The organism is Haloferax litoreum (assembly GCF_009674605.1).
Taxonomy (GTDB): domain Archaea; phylum Halobacteriota; class Halobacteria; order Halobacteriales; family Haloferacaceae; genus Haloferax; species Haloferax litoreum.
This window is the reverse complement of the sequence record NZ_WKJO01000001.1, coordinates 137,665-158,384: the sequence shown is the minus strand read 5'-3', so window position 1 is coordinate 158,384 and position 20,720 is coordinate 137,665. Positions and strand designations below refer to the sequence as shown.

Genomic DNA, 20,720 nt, shown 5'->3' with positions numbered 1-20,720 from the left:
AGACGCCGGTGGATGGCCCGTGTCGTTCTCGAAGTTACACATGCACGGGCATAGGTCAGCGAGGAGTGATATGTACGATGGTCTGTCCGTCGAACGAGTGGGCCACCGCTCGGTCGAACAGGTGACCTGTTGGGAATGACCCGAATCATTAATCATCGTCCATACTGACTTTGGAGCATGTACGACGACGAGGACCTGGCGTCTATTCGTGAGGCCCGCGACGAGTGGGAATCGGAGACCCGCGACCCCTTCCTCGAGAAAGGAGGCGAGCGGAAAGACCGGTTCGCCACCGTCTCGAACCACGAAGTCGACGACCTCTACACGCCGGCGGACGTTGCCGACCTCGATTACGAAGACGACCTCGGGTTCCCGGGCGAAGCACCGTACACGCGCGGGGTGTATCCAACGATGTTCCGTGGCCGGACGTGGACGATGCGCCAGTTCGCCGGGTTCGGAACCGCACAGGAGACGAACGAGCGCTTCCACTACCTCATCGAGAACGGGCAGACCGGGCTTTCGACGGCCTTCGACATGCCGTCACTCATGGGAAAGGACTCCGACGACCCGCTTTCGGACGGCGAAGTCGGGAAAGAGGGTGTGGCCGTGGACACGCTCCGCGACATGGAGATTCTCTTCGACGGTATCGACATCGGCGAGGTCACCACGTCGTTCACCATCAACCCGTCTGCACCCGTCGTCTTCGCGATGTACGTCGCGCTTGCGGACAACCGCGGCGTCCCTCGCGACCAGATTGGTGGGACCTTCCAGAACGACATGCTGAAGGAGTTCATCGCACAGAAAGAGTGGGTCATCCCGCCGGAACCCTCGCTCAAACTCGTCACCGACACCGTCGAGTTCGCCGCCCAAGAGACGCCGCGTATCCGCCCCATCTCGGTCTCTGGGTACCACATTCGTGAAGCGGGGTCGACGGCGATTCAGGAACTCGCCTTTACCCTCGCCGACGGGTTCGCCTACGTCGAAGACGCCGTCGACCGTGGCCTCGAAGTCGACGACTTCGCCCCGCAACTCTCGTTCTTCTTCAACTCGCACAACTCCATCTTCGAGGAGGTGGCGAAGTTCCGCGCCGCCCGCCGTATCTACCACCACGTGATGTCAGAGTGGTACGACGCCGAAGCGGAGTCGTCGAAGCAACTGAAGTTCCACACGCAGACTGCCGGCCAGTCGCTGACGGCCCAACAACCGCTCAACAACATCGTGCGCGTCACGATTCAAGCACTCGCCGGGGTTCTCGGCGGAACCCAGTCGCTCCACACGAACAGTTTCGACGAAGCGCTGGCACTCCCGTCCGAGGAGGCGGTCACCGTCGCACTCCGCACCCAGCAGATTATCGCCGAAGAGTCCGGTGCGGCCGACGTCATCGACCCACTCGGTGGGAGTTTCATGATAGAGAAACTCACCGACGAAATCGAAGCCGAGGCGATGGCCTACATCGAAGAGATTCGCGAGATGGGTGACGGGTCTGTCCGCGATGGCGTCCTCGCCGGCATCGACGAAGGCTACTACCACAAGGAGATTGGCGAGGCCTCTTACGAGTACCAGTCGCGCGTCGAAGACGGCGAAGAAATCGTCGTCGGCGTCAACAAGTACGCCACCGACGACGACACGCGCCCGGACCTCCTCCACGTCGAAGACGCGGTACAGGACCGACAACTCGAACGTCTCGCCGACGTCAAAGACGAACGCGACGACGAGGCAGTCGAAGCGGCCCTCGACGAACTGCGCGAGACGGTCCAGAACGGAGAGAACGTCATGCCAGTCCTCGTCGACGCCGTCAAAGCGTACGTCACGATGGGTGAAATCATGGACGTGTTCGCCGAGGAGTGGGGCACCTACCGAGAGACCATCGGCGTGATGTAAGGGTCCGAGTGGGCGCACCGTCGTCCACGTCGGAACATATCGCACTGTCTGAGTGACACTGTCTTTTCGCTGTTCGCTACTGTCGGTCTGCCCCTCAAACGTGACACCACGTCGACAGCAACGCCCTCGCGCTGGCGCCACTCCATACTCGTTCTGGGCCACACGTTTGGTCGCAACATTCGCCCGATACCTCGGACTTTCTGGGGGTCGAAATCGACAGTCCCCGCCACCACACTACATAGATTTATCATGGATGATTCTATTGGTTAGCATGTACTATGGTAGACGGTGACGGAGACGGTGAACTCGAGGCACGGCTGGTAGAACAGGAGGAGTTCGAACCCTCCGAGGAGTTCGTCGCACAGGCGAACGTCTCTGACCCGGCTGTCTACGACGAGTTCGAAGAGAACTGGCCGGCGTGCTGGGAGCAGGCCGCCGAAATGCTGGATTGGGACGACGACTACGACGAGGTGCTCGACGACTCGAACCCACCGTTCTACAAGTGGTTCACCGGTGGGAAGTTGAACGTCTCGTACAACTGCGTCGACCGCCACGTCGAAAACGGCGACAAGAACCGCGTCGCCATCAAGTGGGAGGGTGAGCACGGAGACACACGAACGTACACGTATCAGGACCTGTATCGAGAGGTCAACGAGTTCGCTGCGGCGCTTCGGGACCTCGGCGTGGAAGAAGACGACGTCGTCACGCTCTACATGCCGATGGTACCGGAACTCCCCATCGCCATGCTGGCGTGTGCCCGTATCGGCGCACCACACTCGGTCGTCTTCGCAGGGTTCTCCGCAGATGCACTCGCGACGCGTATGAACTCGGCAGACTCCCGTTACCTCGTCACGTGTGACGGGTACTACCGCCGCGGCGACGCACTGGACCACCTCGACAAGGCCAACGAAGGCCTCGACGGTGTCGACCACGGCGTCGACGCCACAGTTGTCGTCGACCGACTGGGTGACGACGGGTTCGGACACGACCTGAAGGGTAACCAGCACGACTGGGACGACCTGATGGACGACCACGCGGGCGAACGCGTGGACCCCGTCGAGCGAGACGCCGAAGACATGCTCTTCTTGATGTACACGTCGGGCACGACGGGACAACCGAAGGGCGTGAAACACACCACCGGTGGCTACCTCGCGTACGCGGCGTGGACCTCACACGCGGTCCTCGACATCGAGAAAGAAGACACCTACTGGTGTTCGGCCGACATCGGCTGGATTACCGGCCACTCGTACATCGTCTACGGCCCGCTAGCACTCGGGACCACCACGGTGATGTACGAAGGCACGCCGGACTTCCCGCGGCGTGACCGCCTGTGGGACATCATCGAGAAGTACTCGGTGGACATCTTCTACACGGCACCCACGGCGATTCGCGCGTTCATGAAGTGGGGAAGCCAGTTCCCCGAGGAACACGACCTGTCGAGTCTGCGCTTGCTCGGGACGGTCGGCGAACCCATCAACCCGCGTGCGTGGAAGTGGTACTACAAACACATCGGCAACGAGGAGTGCCCCGTGGTCGACACGTGGTGGCAGACCGAGACGGGCGGCATGATGATTACGACACTCCCGGGTGTCAAGAAGATGAAACCGGGGTCCGCCGGACCACCGCTCCCGGGTATCGACGCGCAAATCGTCGACACGAAAGGCGAACAGGTCGACGCCGGTCGAGCGGGCTACCTCACGGTCAACAAACCGTGGCCAGGGATGCTTCGCACGCTCTACAAGAACGACGAGCGTTTCGTCCAGGAGTACTGGCAAGAGTACTCTGACACCGACAGCGACGACCCGGACGACTGGGTCTACTTCCCCGAAGACGGCGCGAAGATAGACGCAGACGACTACATCACCATCCTCGGCCGTGTCGACGACGTCATCAACGTCTCGGGCCACCGCCTCGGCACGATGGAAATCGAGTCCGCTATCGTAGGCGTCCCCGGTGTCGCCGAAGCGGCAGTCGTCGGTGGCAACCACGAGGTGAAAGGCGAGGCAGTCTACGCCTACGTCATCACCGAAGAAGGGCAGGAAGAAGACGACGAGATGCGTGGCCGCATCGTCGAAGGCGTCGAAGACGCCATCGGTCCCATCGCACGACCGGAAGCGGTCATCTTCACGCCCGAACTCCCGAAGACGCGGTCCGGGAAAATCATGCGCCGCCTGCTCGAAGAGATTGCGAACGGCGACGAACTCGGCGACACGACGACGCTTCGAAACCCCGAAATCGTCGAAGAGATTCAGCGGAAGGTCCAGGTCGACTAACGCCGCCTCGTCTTAGGCGTCGTTTTCTTTCACCCACGCCGAGAGTGACGACTCGTCGCGGAAGTACATTCGTTCGCGAACACCATCTCGTTCGAGGACGACGAGCAGGTGTTTCTCGGAGAGTTTGAGTCGTTCGCCACTGTACGCACACGGTTCGATTCGCTCTTCACCAGGCCGCCACAGTCGATGCGGAACGACACGGACGATGGTCTCGTCGCGTCCGTCGGGCGACTGGCCGGTGTAATCCGAGAGTGCCATACAACCTTCACGCGCCGCAGCACCAAGTTATTTTCTTGCATAGATTAGGTAGGAATATAATCTCTAGCTAGCCGATTCGAGTGGTAATGGACACTACGTTGACAACCGTTCCCAATACAGAGTGGTGTGCCACCACCCCGCACATTTATCTCTAACGTTAGTGAAGGACAGCGTGTATGGATAAACCACTCCTGGTGACCGAGTTCCTCGACCGTGCACGCCGGTACTACGGGGACGAGGAAGCGGTCGTCGCGACGACAGGTGAACGGTTCTCCTACGCGGAACTCGGCGAACGGGTCGATGGGTTCAGTGCCGCGTTGCAGTCGCGTGGCATCGAGAAGGGTGACCGCGTCGCCGTCCTCGACCCGAACACGCACTATCACCTCGAAGCGGCCTACGGGACGATGCAACTCGGTGGTGTCCACATGCCACTGAACTATCGACTCGTCCCGGCCGACTTCGAGTACATGCTCAACGACGCCGAGGTGAAAGCCATCTACGCGGACTACGCGTTCGCAGAGAAGATAGAGGAGATACGCGACGACGTCCCGACAGAGATATTCGTCACCAACGACCCCGACAAGGTCGACGGCGATTGGTTGGACTTCGACGACATCGTCGCCGAGTCCACCGAGTACGAGCGTCCCGAGATGGCCGAAGACGAGATTATCACCATCAACTACACCTCGGGAACGACGGGCGACCCGAAGGGCGTCTGTCGGACACACAGGGCGGAGACGATTCACGCCTACCTCATCTCGATGCATCAGGACATCTCGGACGGCGACGTCTACCTGTGGACGCTCCCGATGTTCCACGTCAACGGGTGGGGCCACATCTACGCCATCACCGGCCACGGCGCGAAGCACATCTGTACCCGCGGTGTCGAGGCTGAGGCCGTGTTAGACGCCATCCGCACGGAGAACGTCTCGTACCTGTGTGCCGCGCCGACGGTGCTGAACATCCTGATGAAACACTACCGCGACGAAGGCGGCGTCGAGACGACAGGGGCGAACCCGGTTCGCGCTGCTACGGCGGGTGCTGCACCGCCGGAAGCGACGATTCGGACGGTCGAAGACGAATTCGGGTGGCACCTGATGCACGTCTACGGTGCGACGGAGACGGGACCACTCATCACCACGTCGGACGCGGAGCGATTCTTGGAGGGCGATGGTGACCGGTTCGCCGTCAAGAAGAAGCAAGGAATCGGCTACCTCGGCACCGACGTTCGCGTCGTCGACGAAGACGGAAACGACGTACCACGAGACGAACAGAGCATCGGTGAAATCGTCGTCGCGGGCAACCAGGTGATGGACAAATACTGGAACAAGCCCGAAGAGACCGACGAGGCGTTCTCGGCCCGACTAGAGGGCTACTACCACATGGGTGACCTCGCCGTCGTGGACGAGAATGGGTTCATCAGCATCCAGGACCGCAAGAAGGATATCATCATCTCCGGTGGAGAGAACATCTCCAGTATCGAACTGGAGGACACACTGTTTGACCACGAACACGTGGCCGACGTGGCCGTCATCCCGATTCCGTCCGACGAGTGGGGCGAGTCGCCGAAGGCGTTCGTCGTCCCGACAGGTGGCGACCCAGATGCACCGGGAGTGACAGCAGAAGACCTCATCGAGTTCTGTCGAGAGCGGATTGCGACGTACAAACTCCCCAAGGAAATCGAGTTCGTCGCCGAACTACCGAAGACGGCGACTGGAAAGATTCAGAAGTACGAACTGCGCGAACGCGAGTGGGAAGACGAAGGGCGGATGGTCGGAGAAGGATAACCGAAGTCGAGTCTTCGGCACCGCAGAATTGGAACCCGACTACAAATGGCCCCGATTTTTCCAGCGCTATTGGTCGAGAGATATGCGACTCGCGTAAGCGGCGGGAAGGAACGGTGGGCGCCGCTGACGTGCGCGTGTCGTAGACGGCCCGACTCAGCGGGAGCTTAGTCGTCGCAGGGGCAGTAGAGCCCGAGTGAACTCGGGTCGTTGTTGAACGCGTCGAGAGTGTCTTTGATTGTTTCGCCGTCCATCCCGTCGACGGTCCAGCTCCGTTGTTTTTTGTAGTTAGTTTCGCCGTAGTTTGCCCAGTCGGTGGCGTCGAGCCACGCTCCGGCGTTATTCTTCACCGTCTGGATGGTATAGTCTGTCCCTCGAATGTTCGCGTCTGAACAGGTCTGGTCGTCTCCTGGACGGTTCCGAAGGTTGAGAAGCGTCGCGAGGCGGTGTTTCGCCATGATGTGCGCTTTGTCGCCTTTGGTCGGTGCCAGGAGGAACTCACGCCATCCCTCGAGGTCCTTCGTGACGCCGCGCATGTTGTATGTCTCGGAGCCGTCGAAGAGCGGTTCCCACTCGCTGTCAGGCGCTCGGTTCGCCCAGTAGCCGGGTGTCTTCGGGCAGACAGTCGCTGCCGCAGACCCAGAGACAGCGGGGATACCGATGCCGATGCCGGCCGCGGACAGTACACCAAGTCTCAGAATCGAGCGTCGTGAGGTCGAAAATGTGTCTTTCGTCATGTCTATCAGCCACAACTGTGGCGAGTGAAGAGACAGCACTCGTGCGATTAGTTATACATCTGAGATTCACGTTTAGATGAATTTTATGAACGTCGTATATTCTCTAGTTCGAGTTGAATCACTAAAATTTCAGACGATATATCACGTATACAGACAGTAATTAAATAGTGAATAACGACCGTTCTGGATAGGTATCGAGACGGGTTGTGTCTCGATTCGCGCCGAACTCCATCCGTTCGAAACTAGTCACGTCGTGGATTGCGATTGGTGATGGCTCCTCGGACAGACGACGACATCTGTCCGTTCAGCGACTCTACGTCTGCCAACTCGGATGCTCCAGTCTCGGTAGGAACTCACTTCTGCTTCCACTTTCGGGACCTATGACAAACAAATAATGTATGTTAATAGTTATCGTATTAATATTGTGTGCTCAATTGGAGGATAACTAATACAAATTAAAGGGTATATATACATAACTATTATTAACCATCTATCGGTCGTTTGGGCTATGGCACGGGATACCAAGCCACTCAATCGACGAGATGTGCTGAAGGCAACTGGTGCAGCCGGTTTGGCTGGGCTGGCTGGTTGTACTGGCGGTGGCGGTGGCGGTGACGGTGACGGTGACGGAGGCAACGGTGGCGGCGGTGGCGGTGGCGGTGACGGCGACGACTACCCCGCCCTCGGCAACTATCCAATCGAAGGCGACACGGCGACCTTTGGATTCAACGTTCCACAGTCCGGTCCGTACGCCTCAGAGGGTGAAGACGAACTGCGAGCGTACGAACTCGCGGTGAAGCACCTGAACGAGGGCGGTGGCTGGGTCGACACGCAGTTCGACGACCTCTCGGGCGACGGCGTCCTTGGATACACCATCGACAGCGTCGACGGCGACACCGCGACGGACGCAGACCAGGCACGACAATCTGCGTCGGGGATGATTCAGCGTGACAACGCAATCATGATCTCCGGCGGGTCGTCCTCTGCGGTGGCAATCGCCGTGCAGGGACTGTGTCAGAACGAGAAGGTCATGTTCATGGCCTGTCTGACGCACTCGAACGACACCACGGGGAAGGACTGTGTCCGCTACTCCTTCCGTGAGATGTTCAACGCGTACATGACCGGACAGGCGCTCGCACCTGTCGTGAAAGAGGCCTACGGCGAGGGCCTGAGCTTCTACCAGCTCTACGCAGACTACAGCTGGGGACAGACCCAACAGGCGTCGATGAACCAGTTCATGACCGACGTTGCAGGCTGGGAGCAAGTCGAATCTGTCGCGACGCCGCTCGGGACGACGGACTACTCCACGTACCTCTCCGAAGCACAGAGCTCCGGTGCGGACGTGCTCATCCTCAACCACTACGGCCTCGACGGTGCGAACTCCATCCAGCAGGCTGTCGACGCGGGTATCAACGAGGACATGGAGATTATCGTCCCGCTGTACAACCGCCCGATGGCAGAAGCGGCCGGCGGCGCTATCGAAGGCGTCTACGGAACGCTCGCGTGGGACTCACAAATTGACAACGCACCGTCGAAAGAGTTCACCGAGGCGTTCCAGAGCGAGTACGACCGCATTCCATCCGGTCCGGCACAGGTCGCGTACGCGCAGACGCTCCAGTACGCCGCGGCAGTCGAGCGTGCAGGCACGTTCTACCCGCCGGAGGTCATCAAGCAACTGGAAGACTACGAGTACGACAACATCGGGATGGGCGCAGAGACGATGCGCGGGTGTGACCACCAGGCGCAGCGCGACGTGCCCGTCGTGAAGGGACTCCCAGGCTCCGAACAGGAGTCCGGGTTGTACTACGAGATTGTCAACATCACGAGTCGCGACGACCTCGGATACGCATGTGACGCAGGTCCGGCCGCCGAGTGTGAACTCGGCTCCTACGAGTAACGCACCTGCCACCACCGTTATATTAATGAAAGTTAATCGCAGACAACTACGCACACGTAAATGAGTAAGAGTACCATACCCATGCTAGAACCTAACTCAAATCACGGACGGGGCGGTGATCGGTCATGAGTGTCCTCTCCGACATCGTCGTCATTCTACTCAACGGGCTTCAGCAGGGAGCCATCTACGTCTTATTGGCGGTCGGTCTCTCCATCATCTTGGGAACGCTCAAGTTCGTCAACTTCGCCCACGGTGCCCTGTACCTCGTCGGCACGTACGCTGGGCTCTTCGTCGCGTTGAACGTCCCACTCTCGAACGGGAAACTGTACGAGTGGGGTCTGACGACCCTCGGCCTCGACTGGGGATTCTTCGCCGCGTTGGTGATGGTCCCGCTTCTGGTATTCGTCGTCGGACTGTTGATGGAGCGATTCGTCGCTCGCCCGTTCTACGACCGGCCCGACACCGACCAGATTCTCGTGACGTTCGGTCTCGCAATCGTCGTTCAGGAACTATTCCGCATCCTCTTCGGCAGTAACAGTCTGCCGTTCGACCAACCAGAACGAATCCTCTCGTTCGGGTCGTTCGCCGGAATTCCTGTCTCCGGGCCCGTAGCACTCCCCATCGTTGGAAACTTCCCACAGTGGCGTCTCTGGGTCATCGGAATCACGGCCATCCTCGTCGCACTCGTCTACCTGCTCGTCGAGTACACGGACTTCGGTCTGGTCGTCCGCGCAGGGACCCGTGACGCAGAGATGGTCCGACTGCTCGGCATCAAGATTACCCGCCCCTACATCGTCGTCTTCGGCATCGGTGCCGCACTCGCCGGTGTCGCGGGCGTCGTCGGCGGCCCCCTGAACGTCGTCAACCCGACTATCGGGACGAACATCCTCGTTCCGGCGTTCCTCACCGTCGTCATCGGCGGCGTCGGTAGCATCGCTGGCGCAGTCGTCGGTGGCATCGTCTTCGGCCTGACGACGGCCGCACTCGTGTCACTCGCACCCGCGTGGTCGCAAGTCGGTCTGTACGCGATTGCGGCAATCGTGCTCCTGACTCGGCCACAGGGTATCCTCGGTGACGAGGAGGTGGCACCATGAGCGAGAAAGACGCCAACCCGAGCGCAAAGGACGCCAACCCGAACACGAGCGAGACGCTCATCGGTGGCGACCTATTGGGCCGCTGGGAACAAATCCGCGGCAGAGAAGGCACGGTGGTCGGTCTCACGGCCATCTTCGTCGCGCTCTTCCCGTGGCTCTTCGCCCGCGCACCCGTCGTCTCAGACTTCTTGCAGGGCTACCAGAGCCTCGCCACGCTCATCCTCATCTGGGGTATCTTCGCCATCGGTTTCGACCTGCTCCTCGGGTACACCGGTCTGCTCTCGTTCGGTCACGCCGCCTTCTGGGGCGGTGCAGCCTACGCAGCAGGTATCGTCGCGAAGAACGTTAGCGGAGACCCAATCGTGATGGTCCTCTCGGGGACGCTCTTTGCAATCCTCTTCGCGTGGGTGCTCGGATTCCTGTCACTGCGTCGCGGTGGAATCTACTTCTCCATCCTGACGCTCGCGTTCGCGCAGATGATGTACTTCATGGCGGCCTCACCGCTCGCGTTCCTCACCAACGGTGAAAACGGCCTGACCGGTGTCGACGTCGGGAGCCTCTTCGGCGTGCTTCACCTCGAAGCAGACATCCCGTCTGTCGGTGGGATGCTCCTCGGCACGTGGCTCTACGCCTTCGTCGGCATCTTCTTCGTCGCCGCAGTCGCAGTCGCGTACCGTATCCTCAATTCGCCGTACGGCATGGTGTTCCGCGCAATCCGCGAGAACGAACAGCGCGCCGAGTTCGTCGGACTCAACGTCTGGCGGTACAAACTCATGGCGTTCATCATCTCCGGTGCCTTCGCAGGCATCGCTGGAAGCCTGTTCACCATCCACGGTGCGTACGTCCCGCTCCAGTCGTTGTTCTGGACGGAATCCGGTGACATCGTCGTGATGACCGTCCTCGGTGGTGCAGGGTCGATGTTCGGTCCTGTCCTCGGGGTCGGCTTGTACCTCTACATCGAGAACATCGTCAGCACCATCCAGGTCCTGACGATTCCGTTCACCGACATCGTGCTCATCCAAGACTTCGGGTACTACTGGCACCTGCTCCTCGGTATCGTGTTCGTCGCAGTCGTCTGGGTCGTCCCCGACGGCCTGTGGGGAATCATTGGACGTGCCCGCACCTTCGTCTCCGAGAAGATGGGAGGTGAGCAATGACGCCACTCCTCGAAACCGAGAACCTCGTCAAAGAGTTCGGCGGCCTCGTCGCCACCGACGACGTGAACCTCACCGTCGAACAGGACGAGCGCGTCTCTATCATCGGCCCGAACGGGGCCGGCAAGTCCACGCTCATCAACCTCATCACGCGCCGACTCGACCCGACGAGCGGTGACATCCGGTTCAAAGGCGAGTCTATCGTCAACCTCGAACCGCACGAAGTGGTCCAACGCGGTGTCTCGAAGTCGTTCCAGACCGCGTCCATCTTCCCCGACCTGACGGTCCGGGAGAACGCAGAGATTGCGGCACTCGCCGCCGAGCGTGGTGCGTTCGGTTTCGAGTTCCTGAAACATCGGGACTCGCTCACCGACGTCCACGACGTCGCCCGCAACACACTCGACTCGGTCGGCTTGCTCGACCGTGCGAACACCGTCGCGACCGACCTCCCGTACGGTGACAAACGCCGTCTGGAGATTGGTATCGCACTCGCTAGTGAACCCGACTTGCTCCTCATGGACGAACCGACCGCCGGCATGTCTCCAGAAGAGACGAAATCGACGGTCGAACTCATCGAGCAAGTCAAGCGTGACCACGGACTCACGTTCGTCCTCGTCGAACACGACATGGAAATCGTCTTCAGCATCTCTGACCGCATCGTCGTCCTCAGTCGCGGTGGCATCATCGCCGAAGGGACTCCCGACGAGATTCGGGGGAACGAGGATGTCCAAGAAGCCTACCTCGGAGGTGTCGAGATATGAGCCTGCTCGAAATCGACGCCATCGACGCCTACTACGGCGAGAGCCACATCATTCGAGACCTCTCGATGAACGTCGAGGAAGGAGAAATCTGTGCGCTTCTCGGGCGTAACGGGGCGGGCAAGACCACGACGCTCCGGTGTATCTCCGGTGCGACGCCGCCAGACGTTCGAGACGGACAAATCCGGTACAAAGGGGAAGATATCACCAGCGTCCCTGCAGAGGACGTGTCGGTGAAGGGTATCTCGCTCGTTCCCGAGGAGCGCCGTATCTTCCCGAACCTCTCGGTGGCGGAGAACCTCCACCTCGCAGAGGTCGTCAACAACAAATCCAACACGTGGGGACGGTCGCTCTCGTTCGGTCACAAGGGGATGTCGACCGAGGAGGTGTACGATCAGTTCCCCCGATTAGACGAACGGAAAGACCAGCGAGCAGGAACGCTCTCTGGTGGCGAACAGCAGATGCTCGCCATCGCACGCGCTCTCAAGCAGAACACGGACCTGCTGCTCCTCGACGAACCGTACGAGGGACTCGCGCCCAAGATTATCGAGGACGTCGAAGACGCAGTCGAACGCATCAGCGACGCCGGGACGACCATTCTCCTCGTCGAACAGAACGCTGCCGCGGCCATCAAACTGGCCGACCGCGCGTACGTCATCGACCAGGGAGGAATCGTCTTCGACGGCACCGCGGACGAACTCCGTGACGACCAAGAGACCCGCGAACGATACCTCGGTGTCTAACGATGGCAACGACACCCGCTACCCCCGAAACTGCCCTCGACACGCTCGTCACCGCCGGTGCAGTCGACGAAGCACCCGACGGAACGCTCACGACCAGCGACGAGTTCGAAAAGACACTGGCAATCTACCACGACATCTACGGTGCCGTCTCACAGGACGAGTTTCACAACACCGTCGTCGAACTGTTCGGCCTCGACCCGGAGAACGTCGAAGCCCAACTCGACGAACACGACGTGGGGAGAGAAGACGTCGTCGCGTACCTCGCGGCGCAGTCGTTCCTCGACGTCCCGGTTGGACAGGACCTCCTCGTCGTGATGGCCGGTCTCCTCGTCGAAATCACACCGTCGTCGCCGGTGCCAGCGGAACTCACCGAACTCGACGACGACTCGTACGAGTCGTTCCTCGACGAGAACCCGGACGCCGTCGTCACCGTGTGGCGACGGAACTGCACGCCGTGTGACGCCATGAAGGAAGACCTCGACGCAATCCTCGACACGGTCCCGGAGGGCGTCGCCATCGCAGGCGTCGATGGAGAAGCGGCCGGTGACTTCTGCCGGGCGTTCGACGTCGACGCGGCGCCGTCGCTCCTGTGGTTCCGTGACGGCGACCTGAAAGAACACGAATCTGGTCGACAGTCGCCCGACGCGATATCGGACGTCTTCGACCGACTCTACTAGTTTTACGACCGCTTCGTCGTGCCCGTCACCATGACGGGGCGATTGGAGTTCAGAATCACCGTCTGCGTGACGCTACCGAAGAGTGCCTTCCCAGCAGGCGAACGCTTCCGACCCGCGGTGACGATGAGGTCTGCGTCTTCTTCCTCGGCGAACTCGATGATAACCTCTGCTGGGTCACCCGACGACTCGTTGACGTCGTAGTCGATGCCGTGGTCTTCGAGGAACTCGCTGGCCTCGCGCACCGAGTGAATCTGCGTCGCGGACGCACCACTCGGATTGTCTGTGAAACTGTGGATGAGTGTGACTTCCTTCTCGGAGGCCTCGCCCGGGAGGTTCGCCACTTCTTCGACACACGCGAGTGCGTGGTCTGCATCGTCGTCGATACCGATTACCACGTGATACATACTATCACGTCCCGCGGGCTGGTCTTAGTATTTGTGTCGAACGTTCGTTGATTTTGCCTACTGACTCTTCGCATCGTCGTCGATACCGGCCGAGACGAAGACGACGAGCGCGAGTGGGATGCCGAGAACGAGTGCGAGAGTCAACGCGCCGTACGCCGCGAAACCGAGCGGTGTCGCCGGGAACGGAATCAAAAACAGAAACCGCGGTTGCGAGAGTCCCGAGACGAACGTCCCAGTGAGGAATCCCGCGACGCCTGCGACGGCGACGAGAGCGGCGTACAACCCGAGGACGAAGCGTTGACCGCGGACGTTCGAACTCACGACTCACCGTCTGGGTCGCACGTGGTTAGCAGTTTTCGTTCCGCTCGGACGCACCGACGAACCTTTAGCCGAACAGTCGCAACTGCTCAGTATGTCGGATACGGACATTCTCGGAATCATCCTCGGGGCCGTTGCGATACTGATGTTCGTGGTGGGTATCCTCCTCGTCATCTGAACCGCACTGTCCGTTGGAACAGTCGCCACTACGGCGAGCGACTTTTTTCTCAGTCGCCGACAGCGATGAGCGACAGCTCACTCTCGACGCGACTGACGACGAGGGCGTCCGCTCTCGAATGCGGCGGTCAAAAAAGGAAGTTCGTGTTCGTAGTTACTCGTCCGAAGCGGCGTCAGTCTCGTCGACTGGTTCGCCATCGTCGGACGACACGTCCAACGTGCTCTCTCTTTCGGAGAAACCACCGTCGGTCGCGAGTTCAGTCTCTTCTTCACCGCCGTCAGTGACGGCAGTCTGCAGTTTGCGGTCGAACCAGTGCCACTCGGACGTGAGCAGGTCATCGTCGGCGAGGTCCCACGGGTCGCCGTCTTCGACTTTCGGCCCTTCGAGCCACGACTGGACGAAGTTCCAGACGAAGATAATCTGGCCGACGAGCAGGATGAGCGCACCGACCGTCGCAATCTGGTGGAGCGTCGCGAACTGCGGCAGGTACGTCGCGTAGCGACGTGGCATGCCGCCGTAGCCGAGAAGCACCATGACGAAGAACGTCAGGTTGGTCCCGACCATCGACAGCCAGAAGTGCCACTTACCGAGCGTGACCTGGTACATCCGACCGGTGTAGAGGGGGAACCAGTAGTAGATGCCAGCGAACCCGGCGAAGGCGATGGCTCCCATGACGATGTAGTGGAAGTGACCGACGACGTAGTAGGTGTCGTGGAGCACGAGGTCGACCGGAATCGACGCGAGGAAGACGCCCGTCACGCCGCCGATGATGAAGTTCGACACGAAGCCGATACAGAAGAGCATCGGCGTCGTGAGTCGAATCTTCCCGTTCCACATCGTCGTAATCCAGTTGAACGTCTTGACTGCACTCGGAATCGCGATAGCGAGCGAGACGGCCATGAACGAGGCGCGGAGACGGGGGTCGATACCCGTCGCGAACATGTGGTGCGCCCAGACACCGAACGAGAGCACGCCAATCGCGAGCGTGGAGTAGACGACGAATTTGAACCCGAAGAGGCGACGACCCGCGAACCGGGGGAGCACGAGGCTCACGATACCCATCGGGGGGAGCACGAGGATGTAGACTTCGGGGTGCCCGAAGAACCAAAACAGGTGCTGCCAGAGGATTGCACCGCCGTCGACGCCGAAGAACATCGTGTCGAAGTTCCGGTCGAGCAGCAGCATGAGGATGGCGCTGCCGAGAAGCGGGAACGCGAACAGGATGAGACCCGACTGGGTCAGGATGGTCCACGAGAAGATGTCGAGGTTGGCCCAGGTGACCTTCTCGTTACGTTCGGTGAAGATGGTCGCGATGAAGTTGATGGCACCCATCGTGGCCGAGACACCGGAGAGGTGCAGGCCGAGGAGCATCAGGTCGACACCAGCGTTCATCTGGTTTCCGGATCCGGCACCAGCCGAGAGCGGAGTGTACATCGTCCACGCCGTCTGCGCGGGGATGACGTCCGGAATGGGGAAGAACCCGGCCCAGATGAGCAGTGCCGCCGGCGGCAGAAGCCAGAACGCGATTGCGTTGATACGCGGGAATGCCATGTCGTCCGCGCCGATGAGGAGCGGAATGAAGTAGTTCGAGAACGCCGCGATGATGGGCGTCCCGAACAGGAAGAGCATGGTAATCCCGTGGCTGGTGAGCAACGAGTTGTAGAATGTGTTCGAAATCAGTGTACTCGCAGGGTCCGCGAGTTCGAGGCGCATCACGACGACCATCAGGCCACCCACGGCGAAGGCAACGAGCCCATATGCACCGTAGAGAATCCCGATGTCCTTGTGGTCGACAGTCGTCAACCAGCGAATAACCCCGGACGGCTTTTCCTCCGAGACGTACTGCTCTGTGCTTCCGACGGCCCCACCGCCCGCGAGCGGGGTGTACGACCGCCAATCTTCGACCCGCGCGAGCCACGCGGCGACGGCGATGAGGAAGATTCCCATCAACACCGTCAGTGCTAGCTGTCCGTTAACCTCCATGGAAGTGCCTGAGGAGTGCAGGGTAATGAAAGATTCGGGAACGCCCTGCGATTCGGGGGGTTTTAAGCAGTTCCTTCGGCCGTTTCGACTGCGTCACCGTCGCCCGATTCTTCGAGTTCTGCTTCGGCTTCGGCGTGTTCTTCGTGGAGCGGTTTCACACCAGGGACCGTCGCCTGTCCCGGCGGGTACACGACGTCAGTCTTTTCCGACCCGGCGATGGCCTTCCCCGAGAGGTACGTGAGGGCCGCCAACAGGACGAACGCCGCAATCATGATGCTGAACTGAAGCCCCGAGGTGAGCGAGTCGATGCCGAAGGGGTTGAAGACAGCGAAGCCCACCACGAAGAACAGGATGATGACCAACGGAACCATGTTGACCGTCAGGTCGAGGATGGTCTCCTTGTCGAAGGTCTTGCTTGCCATATCGAGACTCTCGGGGACGCCGTTCAAATAGATTGTTGGTTTCTCGTTGCGGACGGAGTCGGGACGGTCTGTGCTGGGCAAACAGCACTACTGCCGTGGCATCCTGCGACCACAGTGTCGCGTGTCAGTCGCTCAAATCGCCTGCCGCTGGTCGCGGACGAACAGTTCGAAGACGACGCCACCGACGAGGAGCAACACACCAGCGACGATGACTGCGTATCCACGCGTGACGAGGTTGACGTCGGTGAACGCGAGGAAACCGCCGAATGCGAACAAGACGGCCGCGAGAACGACGAGCGACCACATCGTGGATTTCACGTAACCCGACTCGCGAAGCATCCCGGCGATGCTCCCGGTGAACAGGAGCAACCCGCCAACTGCGAGCGGAAACAGGTCGAACAGGAGGCCAAGTTCAGAGATGGGGATTCCGAGTGCGACGAACACCGGCCATGGACTGGCCGTGCGGTACTGGTCGGAGAGTCCCGGCGCTTCGTCCATACTCGCCAGTTAGACTGTGTGGTAACAAGCCCTTCGGAACGACCGTTAGGGAAGCGAGATTCCCTGACGTGCCAGATAGTCGCCTACTTTCCGAATCTCGACCGGACTCCCGATGATTCGACACGTCTCGGGCGTGTTCTCGTGAATCGAGACGACGAATTCCGATTCGATTTCCTCTCGCACGTCGTCTAACAGGTCGTACGGAAGTACGATTTGGGTGCTGTCGCGGAGCGTCCCAGGACTCGGCATCTGTCAGTATCGATTGGGTCGAATCCGCCGAGCATAATCGTGACGAAGTTCGTTCGCTCGCGTACACGCGTAGAAACCACTGGTAGTCTTCCCTTCGACACTGTCTCACCGCGAACTATCCGCAAACCACAGGACGTGTGTGTCGTCACCGTGCGTTCATAGTCGCCGACGGCCGGGCCGAATCTTCGAGTCCGAAGGAAAGGGTTTTTCGACGGACACGGCGGAAGTTTGGACAATGGGACTGGAGGAGGAGATCGAAGATATCCGCGAGGAGATATCTAATACGCCGTACAACAAGTCGACCGAAGGTCACATCGGCCGACTGAAGGCGAAACTCGCGGAACTGAAAGAGAAACTCGAGAACCAGAGTTCGGCCGGTGGCGGGCAAGGATACGCCGTCGAGAAGACGGGCGACGCAACTGTCGCACTGGTCGGGTTCCCGAGCGTCGGGAAGTCGACGCTCATCAACGCCCTCACCAACGCGGACAGCGAGACGGGCGAGTACGAGTTCACGACACTCAACGTCAATCCGGGGATGCTGAAGTACAAAGGTGCCAACATCCAGATTCTCGACGTTCCCGGCCTCATCGAAGGCGCTGCGGGTGGCCGCGGTGGCGGGAAAGAAGTCCTCTCCGTCGTCCGGACTGCCGACCTCGTCGTCTTCATGCTCTCGGTGTTCGAGATAGAACGGTACGAGCGACTCCAACACGAACTCTACAACAACAAGATTCGGTTGGACACGTCGCCGCCGAACCTCTCTATCACGAAGAAAGGGAAAGGCGGCATCAACGTCACGAAGAGCGACAGTGTCGAACTCGAGGAGGAGACGATAAAGGGAATCCTCCGCGAACACGGGTTCGTCAACGCCGAAGTGACGCTCCGCGGTGAGACCACCATCGACGAACTCATCGACGGCATCATGAAGAACCGCGTCTACCTGCCGTCTATCGTCGCCGTCAACAAGGCCGACCTCATCGACAAAGACTACCTCCCGACAGTCGAGGAGGACCTTCGCGAGGTCGGCCTCGACCCCGACGAAGTGACGTTTATCAGCGCCGAGGCGGAGAAGGGACTCGACGCACTCAAAGAAGAGATGTGGGACGCACTCGGCCTCATCCGTATCTACATGGACAAACCCGGGCGCGGTGTCGACTACGAGGAACCACTCATCCTCCGCGAGGGCGACACCGTCGACGACGCCATCCACGAACTCGGTGCGAAACTCGACCAACGCTTCCGGTTCGCTCGCGTCTCCGGGCCGAGTGCCAAGCACGACGAACAACAAGTGGGCCGCGACCACGAACTGAAAGACGAAGACATCCTCCGCATCATCGCACAGCGGTGACGGCCGACGGACAGAAGCGCGGAGACCCCTCCGGCACGGTTCGGCGTCGTTCGAGACTGCTCCTCGTCCTCGTAGTCGGCGCCGTCCCGTGGTCGGTCCAGACGTTCTCCTCCGGTGCGGCGACGTTACTCTTCTCGTGGGGACTCGTCACGCCCTCGACGGTCAGCCTCACGACTATCACCGACTTCTTGTTCCGGTTCACGATGGGGCTCCCCGACTACATCCTGTTGTGGCCCCTCAGCGTGGTCTTCTACCTCGTCGCTCTCGTGAACGTGCTCTCTGGAGTGCTCTTCGGGCGAGAGGACATCCGACTCACTGCCGCGAGTCTCGTCCTCGCGGGCGTGACACAACTCGAACTGGCGCGTGGATTTTCAGTCCAACCCGACCGGACGGCGTGGCCCGTCGGAACAGTTCTCCTGTGGGCCGTCGCTGGCTATCTCTACTGGTCACACCGCGCAGAAACAGACCGCTGAGACGGTCACAACGTCGCCAGTCGTCGTGCAAACCGTCGGCGTAGGAATGTGTGTCAGTCGTCTGCGGTCGTCTCGGGGCGGTAGTTCCGACTCACCGCTTTCCACGGCCCCGTCCGGAACCGATAGTAGTTGAGCGTCGCCGGAATCGACGTCTCCGCGACGAACGCGAGATAGAGGCCGACGAGACCGAGCGACGTGACCGACCCGATGTACGCGAGCGGAATCGACCCGAGGAACATCCCGACGAACTGACTGCCGAAGGTCCACCGGGTGTCGCCGCTGGCGTCGAGCGGACCTGCCGACCCGCCGGAGACTCCTTGGAGGACGACGGCGAGGCAGGCGACGTAGACGAGGTTGACCGCGATTGGAACGGCCGGGTCAGAGGGGTCGTTGACGAACCCGAGGACGATTGGCCGGGCAAACAGTGCGACGAGGACTGCGGACACGAGATACGTGGCGACGGCGAAGCGGATGACTTCGTTTCCGTACGCCTCTGCCAGCGTCTCGTCGTTCTTCCCGAGTGCTTGGCCGACGAGACTCGACGAGGCGAGGCCGAACCCCCACCCCGGAGTGTTCATGATACCCCAGATACGCCGGGCGATGACGAACGCCGCGACCACGTCGGGGCCGAAACTGTCGAGGATGGCGAGCATCGGGAACTCGGCGACGGTCCAGACGAGGTTTCGACCCATCACGGGGAGGCCGATTTCGACCAAGTCGCGGAGCGTCGCGAAGTCGACGAAGGGTCCGAACGGGTCGATGGTGACGGGGAACGCACCGACACCGGGGAGTGTGCCGCGCGACAGGCCAATCACGAACGCACTGGTGACGACGACGTTCGAGAGGACCGTGCCGAGTGCTGCTCCCTCGACACCCATCCCGAGGCCGAAGATGAGGGCTGCGTTGACGACGATGTTCACGATGGCACCGCTCGCGCGGAGGACCATGGCGGTGTAGGCGTCGTCGGACCCGACGAGCACTCGACTCCCGATAAGGTTCAGACCGGCGAAGGGGACGCCGAGGCTGACGATTCGGAGGTACTTCGCTCCGAGGTCGATGGCATCGGCATTGGTACTGAGAAGCGAGATGAGTTCGGTGGGGTACAGCCAGAAGATGGCCGTGACAGGTAGTGTCGCCACGACGGTGAGGAGTACGCTCGACCGAACTGCGAGTCCCAACGATTCGATTGCGTCGGCACCGAATCGCTGCGAGACGAGTGCGATTGTTCCCCCCGCGATACCGCCACCGAGTGCGAATGCGAGTCCCCAGAATGGCCCGGCGAACCCGACACCAGTAATTGCGACCGTCCCCGACGCGATACCGACCATCGCCACGTCCACCGCGTTCTTCGACATCCGGGCGATTCCGGTGACGATACGCGGCCACGCGAGGTCTGCAGTCCGGACAGCACGCTCTCTGTCGAGGAGGCCGACACGGGAGAGTGCGAGTCCGATTCCGACGATGAGGAGTCGGACGGGATTGGGGACGGAGGGCACGACCGAATCGTAATGGCGGCGAGTACTTATGCGGCACGTAACGACGCGAACCCCCGAGAGACGGCCCGTGCCAACGACCGACGAGGGGTTCCGCGTTCGGT

The 20,720-nt window shown here is 60.6% G+C and carries 20 protein-coding genes; 11 read left to right on the top strand and 9 right to left on the bottom strand.

The annotated features are described in order from the left end of the window. The first annotated feature begins 177 nt into the window (after positions 1-177). Both GJR96_RS00805 and acs read left to right on the top strand, forming a co-directional pair. On the top strand, positions 178-1,878 hold the full coding sequence (locus GJR96_RS00805; RefSeq protein WP_151161118.1) for an acyl-CoA mutase large subunit family protein: 1,701 nt from the start codon (positions 178-180) through the stop codon (positions 1,876-1,878). A gap of 278 nt (positions 1,879-2,156) precedes the next feature. Beyond that, a complete protein-coding gene (gene acs / locus GJR96_RS00800) occupies positions 2,157-4,151 on the top strand; it encodes an acetate--CoA ligase (protein WP_151161116.1) in 1,995 nt (664 codons plus the stop codon). A 12-nt stretch (positions 4,152-4,163) separates the two neighbouring features. On the opposite strand, the gene GJR96_RS00795 is transcribed toward acs, so the two are convergent. Next, entirely contained in the window at positions 4,164-4,409 is a 246-nt protein-coding gene (locus tag GJR96_RS00795) for a hypothetical protein (protein WP_151161114.1), read from the bottom strand. 176 nt (positions 4,410-4,585) lie between these two features. Here GJR96_RS00795 and GJR96_RS00790 point away from each other — a divergent pair, with 176 nt between their 5' ends. Continuing rightward, a complete protein-coding gene (locus GJR96_RS00790; protein WP_151161112.1) occupies positions 4,586-6,196 on the top strand; it encodes a long-chain-fatty-acid--CoA ligase in 1,611 nt (536 codons plus the stop codon). Between the two features lie 164 nt (positions 6,197-6,360). On the opposite strand, the gene GJR96_RS00785 is transcribed toward GJR96_RS00790, so the two are convergent. Continuing rightward, positions 6,361-6,939, bottom strand: a complete 579-nt coding sequence (locus GJR96_RS00785) for a Tat pathway signal protein (protein WP_394349492.1) — start codon at positions 6,937-6,939, stop codon at positions 6,361-6,363. Between the two features lie 562 nt (positions 6,940-7,501). On the opposite strand from GJR96_RS00785, the gene GJR96_RS00780 reads away from it, so the two are divergent. The 6 genes from GJR96_RS00780 to GJR96_RS00755 all read left to right on the top strand — a co-directional run bounded on the left by GJR96_RS00780 (position 7,502) and on the right by GJR96_RS00755 (position 13,253). Next, positions 7,502-8,827 carry a substrate-binding protein gene (locus GJR96_RS00780; RefSeq protein ID WP_151163847.1) on the top strand — a complete coding sequence of 442 codons (1,326 nt, stop codon included), beginning with the start codon at positions 7,502-7,504 and terminating at the stop codon, positions 8,825-8,827. Positions 8,828-8,952: 125 nt separating this feature from the next. Continuing rightward, positions 8,953-9,921: a branched-chain amino acid ABC transporter permease gene (locus GJR96_RS00775; RefSeq protein WP_151161108.1), complete on the top strand. Its 969-nt coding sequence runs from the start codon at positions 8,953-8,955 to the stop codon at positions 9,919-9,921. Further along, positions 9,918-11,078, top strand: coding sequence for a branched-chain amino acid ABC transporter permease (locus GJR96_RS00770; protein WP_151161106.1), 1,161 nt, complete (start codon positions 9,918-9,920; stop codon positions 11,076-11,078). Before GJR96_RS00775 ends, GJR96_RS00770 begins: the two co-directional genes overlap by 4 nt. After that, entirely contained in the window at positions 11,075-11,836 is a 762-nt protein-coding gene (locus GJR96_RS00765) for an ABC transporter ATP-binding protein (protein WP_151161104.1), read from the top strand. Before GJR96_RS00770 ends, GJR96_RS00765 begins: the two co-directional genes overlap by 4 nt. Then, the gene (locus GJR96_RS00760; protein WP_151161102.1) at positions 11,833-12,576 is read left to right on the top strand and encodes an ABC transporter ATP-binding protein; all 744 of its coding nucleotides are present in this window, start codon (positions 11,833-11,835) and stop codon (positions 12,574-12,576) included. Before GJR96_RS00765 ends, GJR96_RS00760 begins: the two co-directional genes overlap by 4 nt. Positions 12,577-12,578: 2 nt before the next feature. Beyond that, on the top strand, positions 12,579-13,253 hold the full coding sequence (locus GJR96_RS00755) for a thioredoxin family protein (RefSeq protein ID WP_151161100.1): 675 nt from the start codon (positions 12,579-12,581) through the stop codon (positions 13,251-13,253). A 2-nt stretch (positions 13,254-13,255) separates the two neighbouring features. Here the strand turns inward: GJR96_RS00755 and GJR96_RS00750 are convergent, their stop codons facing one another. From GJR96_RS00750 to GJR96_RS00725, 6 genes are all read right to left on the bottom strand, one after another. After that, positions 13,256-13,657 (bottom strand): universal stress protein, encoded by a 402-nt coding sequence (locus tag GJR96_RS00750; protein ID WP_058572911.1) that lies wholly within the window; start codon positions 13,655-13,657, stop codon positions 13,256-13,258. 57 nt (positions 13,658-13,714) lie between these two features. Beyond that, complete coding sequence (locus GJR96_RS00745; RefSeq protein ID WP_151161098.1) at positions 13,715-13,978, bottom strand: DUF7520 family protein; 264 nt, start codon at positions 13,976-13,978, stop codon at positions 13,715-13,717. A gap of 328 nt (positions 13,979-14,306) precedes the next feature. Beyond that, positions 14,307-16,100 carry a cytochrome c oxidase subunit I gene (locus GJR96_RS00740; protein ID WP_151163845.1) on the bottom strand — a complete coding sequence of 598 codons (1,794 nt, stop codon included), beginning with the start codon at positions 16,098-16,100 and terminating at the stop codon, positions 14,307-14,309. Between the two features lie 98 nt (positions 16,101-16,198). Continuing rightward, complete coding sequence (locus GJR96_RS00735; protein WP_151161096.1) at positions 16,199-16,558, bottom strand: DUF6684 family protein; 360 nt, start codon at positions 16,556-16,558, stop codon at positions 16,199-16,201. A gap of 132 nt (positions 16,559-16,690) precedes the next feature. Then, a complete protein-coding gene (locus GJR96_RS00730) occupies positions 16,691-17,056 on the bottom strand; it encodes a DUF7541 family protein (RefSeq protein ID WP_151161094.1) in 366 nt (121 codons plus the stop codon). A gap of 45 nt (positions 17,057-17,101) precedes the next feature. Beyond that, positions 17,102-17,305: a VNG_1110C family protein gene (locus GJR96_RS00725; RefSeq protein ID WP_151161092.1), complete on the bottom strand. Its 204-nt coding sequence runs from the start codon at positions 17,303-17,305 to the stop codon at positions 17,102-17,104. A 235-nt stretch (positions 17,306-17,540) separates the two neighbouring features. Between GJR96_RS00725 and GJR96_RS00720 the strand changes: the two genes are divergently transcribed. Continuing rightward, complete coding sequence (locus GJR96_RS00720; protein WP_151161090.1) at positions 17,541-18,650, top strand: OBG GTPase family GTP-binding protein; 1,110 nt, start codon at positions 17,541-17,543, stop codon at positions 18,648-18,650. Then, a complete protein-coding gene (locus GJR96_RS00715; RefSeq protein ID WP_151161088.1) occupies positions 18,647-19,123 on the top strand; it encodes a TIGR04206 family protein in 477 nt (158 codons plus the stop codon). Before GJR96_RS00720 ends, GJR96_RS00715 begins: the two co-directional genes overlap by 4 nt. Positions 19,124-19,176: 53 nt before the next feature. Here the strand turns inward: GJR96_RS00715 and GJR96_RS00710 are convergent, their stop codons facing one another. After that, positions 19,177-20,619, bottom strand: coding sequence for an MATE family efflux transporter (locus GJR96_RS00710; protein ID WP_151161086.1), 1,443 nt, complete (start codon positions 20,617-20,619; stop codon positions 19,177-19,179). Between the last annotated feature and the right edge of the window lie 101 nt (positions 20,620-20,720).